The sequence below is a fragment of the Kribbella antibiotica genome (assembly GCF_004349055.1).
Classification (GTDB): Bacteria; Actinomycetota; Actinomycetes; order Propionibacteriales; family Kribbellaceae; genus Kribbella; species Kribbella antibiotica.
In genome coordinates, this window is the sequence record NZ_SMKX01000234.1 from 1 (window position 1) to 10,437 (window position 10,437).

Genomic DNA, 10,437 nt, shown 5'->3' on the forward strand with positions numbered 1-10,437 from the left:
AACCGCCTCGTCGGCATCCTCCACGGCTGCCTCAAAACCAGCACCCCCTACAACGAAGAAACCGCCTGGCAACACCACACCGAACCACTCGCAGCTTGACACCCTTAGCTCCTGGGATGTCTGTCCCGGCCCACCACTTCCTGTTCAAGCCCCCGGTTGGTGGCCCGGCTGGCCGCGCTGGTCTTCACTACGCGTGAGTTTTTCGGCGTATGGACCCGAAAAATCCCCGCGTAGCGCGAAACAGCGGGCGGATACGCCGGTCAAACTCCCCAGCGCCCGATTCGTCAGGTATCCGGCCGGGCTGGGGAGCAAAACTGACCCGAAACGACAGGTAAAACTCCCCAGCCCCACCGACCAGCCCACCCGGAGAGCTGGGTGGAACGTTTTGTTCAAATGGCGCACAGAAGTTTCCACTCGGCGCAGCTTTTCCACCTCAGCCATAGCGGGCACCTCAAGCAGCGCGAGCGCGATCGCCGACCTCGCCAGTACCTCAACCCCGCGCCGGGCCCAGCCAAGCTCTTTATGTAACGAGGCCGCCGCGGCGACCAGCCACAGACAACGTGCCCGGCTTGTCCGGAGCGGCGACCAACCACCCCGCCGTACGGGAGTCGGCCGCATCCGTAGCGGCGAGCAACCGGGCGCTTTGTGGACTCCTGCTGGCAAATACCGGCAGTAAACGTCCACAAAGCGGCCGGCGAACGGAATTACTTCGTGTAGAGGGCCTCTACGTCGTCGCCGTGGTTGGCCATGACGATGTGGCGGCGGAGGGAGAGCTTGAGCGAGAGCTCGCCGGACTCCTGGGTCCAGTCGATCGGCAGGATCTGGAACTTGCGGATCGCTTCGGCCTTGGAGACCGAGTCGTTCGCCTCGTTGACGGCCTTCTGGATCTCGGCGATCAGGTCGGCGTCGTCAACCAGGGAGGCGACGTCGGTGGGCTTGCCGCGGTCCTTGGCCCAGCTGACGATGTTTTCGGGGTCGATGGTGATCAGGGCGGCGATGAAGGGCTTGCCGTCGCCGACGACCATGCACTGGCTGACCAGGGGGTGCAGGCGGATCTGGTCCTCGAGGACGGTGGGGGCGACGTTCTTGCCGCCGGCCGTGACGAGGATCTCCTTCTTGCGGCCGGTGATCTTGATGAAGCCGTCGACGTCGAACTCGCCCAGGTCGCCGGTGTGGAACCAGCCTTCGCTGTCGATCGCGGCCGCGGTGGCCTCGTCGTTCTTCCAGTAGCCCTGCATGACCTGGCCGCCCTTGAAGAGCAGCTCACCGTCTTCTGCCACGGCGACCGTCACACCAGGAAGCGGTCGTCCGACAGTGCCGATGCGGATGTCGCCGGGCAGGTTCACTGCGACAGCAGCGGTGGTCTCGGTCAGGCCGTAGCCCTCGAGGACCGGGGCGCCGATGCCGCGGAAGAAGTGGCCGAGCTTGTCACCGAGGGGTGCGCCGCCGGAGACGGCGTACTGGACCTTGCCGCCGAGGACTGCGCGCAGCTTGCTGTAGACGAGGCGGTCGAACAGGGCGTGCTTGGCCTTGAGGCCGAACGACGCGCCGCCCTTGTCCTGCGCCTGGGAGAAGGCGATCGCGGTGGCCGCGGCGGCATCGAAGATCTTGCCCTTGCCGTCGGCGTGCGCCTTCTGGCTGGCCGAGTTGTAGACCTTCTCGAAGACCCGCGGCACGCTCAGGATGAAGGTGGGGTTGAAGGACCCGAGGTCGGGGACCAGGTTCTTCACGTCCGGGCTGTGCCCGACCTTGACCCGCTTGAGCACGCAGCCGACCTGGATGATCCGGGCGAAGATGTGCGCCAGCGGCAGGAACAGGAGCGTGCTGGCGCCGTTGGTGTCGAACAGCTCGTCGAGGATCTTGACGGCCGGTTCGAGCTCGGCGAGGAAGTTGCCGTGGCTGAGCCGGCAACCCTTCGGCCGGCCGGTCGTGCCGGAGGTGTAGATCAAGGTGGCCAGGTCATCCGAGGTGACCGCCGTACGGCGTTTGTCGTACTCGGCGTCGGTGACTTCGCGGCCGAGCTCGATGAGCTGGTCGACGGCGCCGGCCTCGATCTGCCAGACCTCCTGCAGGGCCGCGGCCTCGGCGCGGGCCGACTCGACGACGGCGCCGTGGGTGGCGTTCTCGACGACGGCGGCGACGGCCTCGGAGTCGGTCAGGATCCATTGGATCTGCGAGGCCGACGAGGTCTCGTAGATCGGCACGGTGACCGCGCCGATGCTCCAGATCGCGTAGTCGACCAGGGTCCACTCGTAGCGCGTCGGACTGAGTAGCGCGACCCGCTCGCCGTGCTTCACCCCGGCGGCGATCAGACCCTTGGCGACCGCGGTCACCTCGGCGGCGAATTCGGCCGCCGTGACGTCCTGCCAAACGTCACCGGCACGACGGGCGAACACTGGCGTCTGCGGGTGCGAGGCCGCGTTGGCCCAGACCGCATCGCTCAGGCTGCCGGTCGGCGGCTCGGTCACAGCAGGAACGGTGTACTCACGCATCCGCGTCTCCTCAGTCGGTCACGAATTGTCGACTTCCGGCGCACGCTACAGTCACTTACCCGGAAGTAGCCAGGTGAATGTGACCCAGGGAACTAGGTTCTAGCCATGCCCACACTCGACGTCAGTTGCGACGACATGGTCGTTGCTGATCCAGCCTACGTTGCCGAGCAGCTCGGTGCGGACACGCTGTGGCGCGAGTGGTGGCCGGAGCTGACTCTGACCCCGACGGACCGGCGTGGAGCGCAAGGGGTCCGGTGGGCGGTCACCGGCGCGGCAATCGGTACGGCGGAGTGGTGGCTGGAGCGGGTTCGCGACGGCGTGGTCGTGCACTGGTATCTGCGGGTCGATCCGGCCCGGCCGGTCCGAGGGCGGGCGCTTAACCGCCTGCGAGAACGGTATGTGAGGCAGTACCGGGAGCGGTTGTGGGCGTTCAAGGACGAAGCCGAAACGGGCCGCGCCGCAGGCGAGCGACGTACCGGGGACCAAGCCGCGATAGTCTCTCGCTCTGAGCAACTTCAGGCAGCGCAGTTACCGGCGGTGCAGTCGTCGTTAGGCCAGTCCCAGCAAAGAGGTGAATCGATGGCGGAACAGACCACCTCGACCATCGTGGTGAACGCGACCCCCAAAGAGATCATGGCGGTGATCGCGGACTTCGCGGCGTACCCGGAGTGGGCCGACTCGATGCGGGAGACCCAGGTGCTGTCCACCGACGAGGCGGGCCGGCCCAAGCAGGTCCGGTTCAAGGTCGACGCCGGGGCGATCTCCGACGAGTACACGCTGGACTACGTCTGGTCCCGCAACGAGGTGACCTGGACGCTCGTCGAGGCCAAGATGGTCAAGGGCATGGACGGCGCGTACGTCCTGCGCGAGCTCGGCGCGGAAGGTACGGAAGTGACGTATCGGCTGGCTGTCGACATCGCCATCCCGATGATCGGCATGCTGAAGCGCAAGGCCGAGAAGGTCATCATCGACACAGCCCTGAAGGGGCTCAAGAAGCGCGTCGAGTCCTGATCCGACGTGACTCGGGTACTGCTGTACACAGGTAAAGGTGGCGTCGGCAAGACGACGTCGGCCGCGGGCACCGCGACGCTTGCTGCGTTGCGCGGGCTGCGGACGCTCGTGCTGTCCACGGACGCCTCCCACTCGTTGTCGGACGCCTTCGACTCCGAGGTCGGCCAGGAGCCGACCGAGATCGACGACCTGCTGTTCGTTCAGCAGATCGACGCACAGCGCCGGTTCGAGCGGTCCTGGGGTGACATCCAGGCCTACCTGCGGTCCGTGCTGCACATGGTCGGCGTGGATCCGATCGAGGCCGAGGAGCTGACCGTGCTGCCGGGCGCCGAGGAGGTGCTCGCGCTGCTCGAGGTGCGCGACCACGTCCGGTCCGGGCGCTGGGACGTGATCGTCGTCGACTGTGCGCCGACTGCGGAGACGCTGCGGCTGCTCGCACTGCCCGATGCGCTCAACTGGTACATGGAGCGGATCTTCAACGCCGAGCGCAAGGTAATGCGCACGTTCCGGCCGTTCCTGAGCCGCTCGTCGAGTATCCCGATGCCGGACGACACCGTCTTCGACGCGTTGCGCCGGTTGCAGAGCGATCTGGCGGACATCAAGGCCCTGCTGGCCGGCCCGGACGCTTCGGTGCGGCTGGTGCTGACGCCGGAGGCCGTGGTCGTGGCGGAGGCTCGCCGTTCGCTGACGCGCTTGTCCTTGTACGGCTATCGCGTGGACGGTGTGATCGCCAACCGCGTGTTCCCGGCGGCCGGCGCCGACACGTGGCGACGACAGTGGGTTGCGGCCCAACGCGGGATCCTGGAAGAGGTGGCCGACTCGTTCAGGCCGCTGCCGATCTGGGAGTCGCCGTACCGGGTTTGTGAGCCGGTCGGGGTGGAGGAGCTGGCCGCGTTCGCAGTCGAGATGTACGGCGGGGACGACCCGTTTGCGCGGGCTACCGAAGAGACTTCGCTGTGGGTGGATCGGCACATCGACACCGACGGCCGTACGTACACGTTGACGATGCCGTTGCCGCTGGCCTCTGCTTCCGAGCTGGAGTTGGCGCGGCATGGCGATGAGCTGATCATCACAGTCGGGTCGTATCGGCGAGTGCTGCCGCTGCCGGCGGCGCTGGCGCGCGGCGTGGTTGCCGGAGCGCGGTTGGACGACGGACGGCTGCAGGTGCGGTTCTCGCCGCGTGAGGTGGCGCGGCCGCTGCCGGTGGAGACCGCTTCCGAGCTGGCCCAGGGACTGACCGCTGAGTACAACGCACAGCAGGAGCCGCGTGAGGCTGCGATCGGGGAGGGCCGGTGAGTAAGGAACCGGTGGGTTCGCTGGCAGAGGAAGCGGCTCGGTTGTTCGCCGTGCTGCAGTCTGCTGCGGACACGCATGCTGGGCCTGCGCCTGCTGAGCCTGCACCCGAGCAGGAGCATGAACACAAGGCTGGGCCCGACTGTGTCTGGTGTCCGGTCTGCCAGCTGATCAACAAGGTGCGCAACACCAGCCCGGAGACGATCGAGCAGCTCTCCACAGCCGCCGCCCACGTGCTCGGCTCGGTGCGCACACTGCTGGAGTCGGCCGCTGAGGTCGCCCGGCAGAAGCAGGAGGACGCAGCGTCGCGTTCCTCGAAGTCTGAAGAGGAGTCGGCCACCCCATCCAAGGTGGACCGGATCGACGTGAGTGAGGACCCCGAACCATGGGATTGACCATCGGCATCGATGTCGGCGGGACGAAGATCGCCGCCGGCGTCGTCGACACGGACGGCACGATCGGCGCGCGGACGCAGCGCGACACCCCGGCCGACTCGGTCGACGCGACCGCGGCGGCGATCGTCGAGGCGGCCGCTGAGCTGATCGCCGACCACGAGGTCGAAGCGGTCGGTATCGGCGCGGCCGGCTTCGTCTCGTCCGACCGGTCGACGGTGCTGTTCGCCCCCAACCTGGCCTGGCGCGACGAGCCGCTCGGTGCGCGGGTGGCAGCGCAGCTGAACATCCCAGTCGTCGTCGAGAACGACGCGAACGCCGCCGCCTGGGGCGAATTCGCCTTCGGTGCTGCGCGGCACGCTGAGCACATGGTCTGCATCACAGTCGGAACGGGGATCGGCGGTGGCGTGGTCATCGACGGTGAGTTGCTCCGGGGTGCCCATGGTGTCGCCGCCGAGCTCGGCCACATGCGCGTCGTACCGGGTGGTCATCGGTGTGGTTGTGGAGCGCGTGGTTGCTGGGAGCAGTACGCGTCCGGCCGTGCGCTGGTGCGCGAAGGACGTGCGCAGGCAGAGTCCGGATCGCTGGCGGCCGCGCAGATGCTGAGCGTGTGCGGGATCACTGACCCGACTGAGCTGACCGGCCCGATGATCACCGAAGCTGCGGCCGCGGGTGACCCGTGTGCGACGGAGCTGCTGGAGGATCTCGGCCGCTGGCTGGGCGAAGGTCTGGCGAGTATCGCGACGCTGTTCGACCCGACCACGATCGTCATCGGTGGCGGCGTCAGCGCGGCCAAGGAGCTCCTGATGAAGTCGGCCCAGGTCGCCTTCGAGAAGCACCTCCCCGCCAAGGCCAACCGCCCGCACCCGACGTTCGGCATCGCCGAGCTGGGTAACGACGCCGGCCTGATCGGCGCTGCCGACCTGGCGCGCAAACCCGCGCCGGTCCCGGCGCCATCCCGATGAGTGTGACCCGCTTCACCTGGGAGGCTCGTTTGCTGCGGGATACTGGGTTTACCGAGGGGGACACGACGAGGAGGCTCGTGTGGCTCTGACGCAGGCTTTGACGATCGGGATCGACATCGGTGGCACGAAGGTGGCCGCCGGAGTGGTCGACCCGGAGGGCAACATTCTGGATCGGTTGCGCCGGGATACGCCGACGAAGGATCCGCGGGAGACCGAGGATGCGATCGCCGAGATCGTTCACGACCTCGAGTCGCGGCACGACGTGATCGCGGTCGGCATCGGCGCGGCAGGTTTCGTCGACGGGACGAGGTCCTCGGTGTTGTTCGCACCGCATCTGGCCTGGCGGCATGAGCCGCTGCGGGACGCGGTTGAACGGCGTCTTGGGCTGCCGGTCGTGGTCGAGAACGACGCCAACGCGGCTGCGTGGTCGGAGTGGCGGTTCGGTGGCGGGCAGGGCGAGAGCCACTTGGTGTGCGTCACGCTCGGCACCGGCATCGGTGGCGCGATCCTGAACGACGGTGCGTTGCAGCGCGGGAAGTTCGGTATCGCGGGCGAGTTCGGGCACATGCAGGTCGTGCCGGGCGGGCATCGCTGCGAGTGCGGCAACCGTGGTTGCTGGGAGCAGTACGCCTCCGGCAACGCGTTGACCCGCGAGGCGCGTGAGCTGGCGCTGTCTGGTTCGCCGGTCGCGCACAACCTGCTCCGGGCTGCCGGTGGTGACCCGAGCAAGATCAACGGGCCGATGGTCACCGAGCTGGCCAAGGACGGCGACCCGGTCGCGATCGAACTGCTTGAGGACGTTGGTCGCTGGCTGGGGATCGGCCTCGCCAACCTGGCTGCGGCGCTGGACCCCGGCACCTTCGTGATCGGTGGCGGTGTGTCGGATGCTGGTGAGCTGCTGCTCGCTCCGGCTCGCGAGGCGTTCAAGCGGACCTTGACCGGCCGCGGTTTCCGGCCGGAGGCGCGGATCGTGCGCGCCGTCCTTGGTCCCGAGGCCGGCATGGTCGGTGCGGCTGACCTCGCTCGCGAGGAAGCCACCTGGTTGCGCCGGGTCCGGGTCAAGACGACTGCCGTGACGGCCAAGTCCGCGGCAGGCCGAGGCCGTTCCACGCGAGTCGAAAGAGCCGCTCGTAAGTCGGCAGCCCGCCGTACCGGTCTTCGAGCTGCAGCACCCGAAGCCGACCGCAAGCCTGTCGAACTGAACGACTCGGAGGCATGACCAAACCGCCCGTGCCTCATCGATTGCGCGTGCTTTCGTACAACGTGCATCGGTGGGGCGATGACCGTGAGGCGTTGGCGCGGGTGGTCAAGGCTTGCGCGCCTGATGTGATGCTTGTGCAGGAGGCGCCCACCTGGTGGGGGACTCGGCGGAAGCGGCGGGAGATGGCGGCGACATTCGGCCTGCGCTACTTGGCAGGGCAGGCGCGGAACGCGATTTTGGTTGCCGATGGCATCGAGGTGGCGGAGTCGCTGCACTGGCGGATCTGGCGGCCGTTCGTCCGCCGTCGGTTGCGGCTGATCGCTACGCAGCTTCCGGGCGGCGCGGTCGGCGGCCGGGTGATGCTGGGGTCGGCGCAGCTGGCGCTGGTGGTGTGTCATCTGGGTCTGCACATTCTGGGCCGGCAGCATGAGCTGGAGCAGGTTCTGCGCGGCTGCCGCTCCTTCGGTACGCCGTACTTGCTGGTCGGCGATCTCAACGAGACGCCCGAGGGTCCGGTGTGGAAGCGGCTTGCCGACGAAGGGCTGATCGACCTCGGAGCGGATGCCGGGCCGACGTTCAGTTCGTCGAATCCGCATCGGCGGATCGACGGCGCGCTGTTGTCGCCAGGCATCAGCGGGCGGCTGCTGCCGATTCCGGCCGAGCTGTCCGCGGACCTGCCGAAAGCATCGGATCACCTTCCCCTCTTGATCGAGCTGCACCTCTGAGACATAGGATCTTTCGCATGGCGAATCCGGTGAGCAGCTTGCACTACGACCGTCCGGCGGGGGAGTGGGTGGAGGCGTTGCCGCTGGGCAACGGCCGGATCGGGGTGATGTGCTTCGGCCGCCCCGGCACCGAGCGGCTCGCGCTGAACGACGAGACCCTGTGGTCCGGCAGCCCGGAGACCCAGCGGATGTTGTCCGTGGCGCGTGGGGCGGTCGGATCCTCAGCTGTGCAGGCGGTTCGCGATGCGATCGCGGCGGGTGACGTACGACGGGCCGAGGAGCTGGCGACCGGGTTCCAGGCCGGGCATTCGCAGGCGTATCTGCCGCTGGGCGACCTGCTGCTCGACTACACCGTCGAGGGCGAGGCGACGTCGTACCGGCGGGAGCTTGACCTGGACTCGGCTGTCGCCACGGTCTCGTATGAGATCGGAGGTCTGACGGTTCGCCAGGAGGCGTTCGTCAGCCATCCGGCGGGTGTCTTTGTGGTCCGCGTGACGACCTCGGAGCCCACCGGGGTCACGCCGCGGCTGATCTCCCAGCTGCAGTCCGTCGAGGTCGAGAACGGTCTGCTGATTCAGGCTCCGGCCGATGTGGCGCCGCCGCACCGCGAAGGCGTTGAGGCGGTGCGCTACTCCGACGGTCCCGATCGGGGGATGGCGGCGGCCGTCGCGCTCCGCAGCTCCACGAATGGCTCGGGCGAAATCATCTTCGTGCTGTCGACGGCGACCGGGTACGTCGATCCCGCGACCACGCCGACGCGCACTGGCGAGGAATGCTTCGCTGAGGCGGATGCGCGGGTGCAGGCCGCGCTCAATCGCGGGTACGACGAGTTGCTGGCCGAGCATGTTGCCGACTACCGCTCGCTCTACCGCCGGTCGACGCTCTCACTTCCGGCGACGGATGCGGGGGTCCTGCCGACCGATGAGCGGTTGGCGCACAGCGATGATCCGGCGCTGGCCGCGCTGATCTACAACTACGGCCGCTACCTGATGATCGCGAGCTCGCGACCAGGCGGGTTGCCGACCAACTTGCAGGGCATCTGGAACGACATCCTGCAGCCGCCGTGGAGCTCGAACTACACGGTCAACATCAACACCGAAATGAACTACTGGCCGGCTGAGACCACCAACCTTTCCGAGTGCCACGAACCACTGCTCACGTACCTCGGCCACCTCGCCACGGCAGGGCGGCGTACGGCATCGGAGCGGTATGGCGCGGCCGGCTGGGTCGCGCACCACAACGCCGACGCGTGGTGCTGGACGTTCCCGGTCGACGGGAACCCGAAGTGGTCCAACTGGCCGATGGCCGGCACCTGGCTGGTCCGGCACCTGTGGGACCACTACGCGTTCACCGGCGACGTCGAATTCCTGGAGCGCGCTTGGCCGGTGTTGCGCGGAGCCGCAGAGTTCTGCCTGGACTGGCTGACCGAGCTACCCGACGGAAGCCTCGGTACGTCGCCTTCAACGTCGCCCGAGAACGAATTCGTCGCGGCGGATGGAGAGCCGGCGTCCGTCACCGTCTCGGCGACGATGGACCTTGCGTTGATCGCCGACTTGTTCGACCGGTGCGTGCAAACCGCGTCGGTGCTCGGATTGAGCGACGTACTGGTGGATCAGTTCGCGGCCGCGCGGAAGCGCATCCCGGAGCCGTCGATCGGCAGCCAGGGACAGTTGCAGGAGTGGGCCGCGGACCTCCCCGAGCAGGAACCGCACCACCGGCACATGTCGCACCTGATCGGCCTGCATCCGGCTGACCTGATCACCCCGGACGGCACGCCGGAGCTCGCGGCCGCAGCCACCCGCACGATGGACCTGCGCGGCGACGACGCCACCGGCTGGTCCCTCGCCTGGAAGATCAACCTGCGCGCCCGCCTCCGCGACGGCGCCGCCGCCCACCGCCTGGTGCGCGCACTCCTCACCCTCGCCGGCGGCACCGAAACCGACTACGTAGGCAGCGGCGCCGGCGTCTACCCGAACCTCCTCTGCGCCCACCCGCCCTTCCAGATCGACGGCAACTTCGGCGCCACCGCCGGCATCGCCGAAATGCTCCTCCAAAGCCACACCGGCGAGCTAGACCTCTACCCCGCCCTCCCCGAAGCCTGGCCGACCGGCACCATCACCGGCCTCCGAGCCCGCGGCGGCGTGACAGTAGACCTCGCCTGGACCCCCGCCGGTCGCACAGCCACCCTCACCCCCGACCACGACCAATCCGTCGTAGTCCGCCACGCCAACACCCGCACCACCGTCACCCTCACCGCCGGCGTCCCCCACCACCTCACCCTCTGACATTTGGTGGGCCCACCCATCCCGTTGTGGGTGGGCCAGCCGCATGCGGTGGGCCCACCCACCATCCGATGGG

8 protein-coding genes are annotated in these 10,437 nt (G+C 68.0%); 7 read left to right on the forward strand and 1 reads right to left on the reverse strand.

Annotated elements, in window-relative coordinates; all coding sequences use genetic code 11:
• Nucleotides 1-704: 704 nt before the first annotated feature.
• Nucleotides 705-2,492 carry an AMP-dependent synthetase/ligase gene (locus E1263_RS40515; protein ID WP_132177472.1) on the reverse strand — a complete coding sequence of 596 codons (1,788 nt, stop codon included), beginning with the start codon at nucleotides 2,490-2,492 and terminating at the stop codon, nucleotides 705-707.
• Between the two features lie 105 nt (nucleotides 2,493-2,597).
• Here E1263_RS40515 and E1263_RS43915 point away from each other — a divergent pair, with 105 nt between their 5' ends.
• From E1263_RS43915 to E1263_RS40550, 7 genes are all read left to right on the forward strand, one after another.
• Nucleotides 2,598-3,503: an SRPBCC family protein gene (locus E1263_RS43915; protein ID WP_132177474.1), complete on the forward strand. Its 906-nt coding sequence runs from the start codon at nucleotides 2,598-2,600 to the stop codon at nucleotides 3,501-3,503.
• A 6-nt stretch (nucleotides 3,504-3,509) separates the two neighbouring features.
• Nucleotides 3,510-4,799, forward strand: a complete 1,290-nt coding sequence (locus tag E1263_RS40525) for an ArsA family ATPase (RefSeq protein ID WP_202869291.1) — start codon at nucleotides 3,510-3,512, stop codon at nucleotides 4,797-4,799.
• On the forward strand, nucleotides 4,796-5,191 hold the full coding sequence (locus tag E1263_RS40530) for a hypothetical protein (protein ID WP_132177476.1): 396 nt from the start codon (nucleotides 4,796-4,798) through the stop codon (nucleotides 5,189-5,191). Before E1263_RS40525 ends, E1263_RS40530 begins: the two co-directional genes overlap by 4 nt.
• Nucleotides 5,182-6,153, forward strand: a complete 972-nt coding sequence (locus E1263_RS40535; protein WP_132177478.1) for an ROK family glucokinase — start codon at nucleotides 5,182-5,184, stop codon at nucleotides 6,151-6,153. Before E1263_RS40530 ends, E1263_RS40535 begins: the two co-directional genes overlap by 10 nt.
• Before the next feature lie 79 nt (nucleotides 6,154-6,232).
• Complete coding sequence (locus E1263_RS40540) at nucleotides 6,233-7,372, forward strand: ROK family glucokinase (protein WP_132177480.1); 1,140 nt, start codon at nucleotides 6,233-6,235, stop codon at nucleotides 7,370-7,372.
• Nucleotides 7,369-8,079 (forward strand): endonuclease/exonuclease/phosphatase family protein, encoded by a 711-nt coding sequence (locus tag E1263_RS40545; protein ID WP_132177482.1) that lies wholly within the window; start codon nucleotides 7,369-7,371, stop codon nucleotides 8,077-8,079. The genes E1263_RS40540 and E1263_RS40545 overlap by 4 nt, the downstream gene beginning before the upstream one ends.
• A gap of 17 nt (nucleotides 8,080-8,096) precedes the next feature.
• Nucleotides 8,097-10,364, forward strand: a complete 2,268-nt coding sequence (locus tag E1263_RS40550) for a glycoside hydrolase family 95 protein (RefSeq protein ID WP_132177484.1) — start codon at nucleotides 8,097-8,099, stop codon at nucleotides 10,362-10,364.
• The last annotated feature ends 73 nt before the right edge of the window (nucleotides 10,365-10,437 follow it).

Bases quoted from the DNA above. Each gene is read 5' to 3' on its own strand.
- E1263_RS40515 (WP_132177472.1), bottom strand. From the start codon at position 2,492: ATGCGTGAGTACACCGTTCCTGCTGTGACCGAGCCGCCGACCGGCAGC.
- E1263_RS43915 (WP_132177474.1), top strand. From the start codon at position 2,598: ATGCCCACACTCGACGTCAGTTGCGACGACATGGTCGTTGCTGATCCA.
- E1263_RS40535 (WP_132177478.1), top strand. From the start codon at position 5,182: ATGGGATTGACCATCGGCATCGATGTCGGCGGGACGAAGATCGCCGCC.
- E1263_RS40545 (WP_132177482.1), top strand. From the start codon at position 7,369: ATGACCAAACCGCCCGTGCCTCATCGATTGCGCGTGCTTTCGTACAAC.
- E1263_RS40550 (WP_132177484.1), top strand. From the start codon at position 8,097: ATGGCGAATCCGGTGAGCAGCTTGCACTACGACCGTCCGGCGGGGGAG.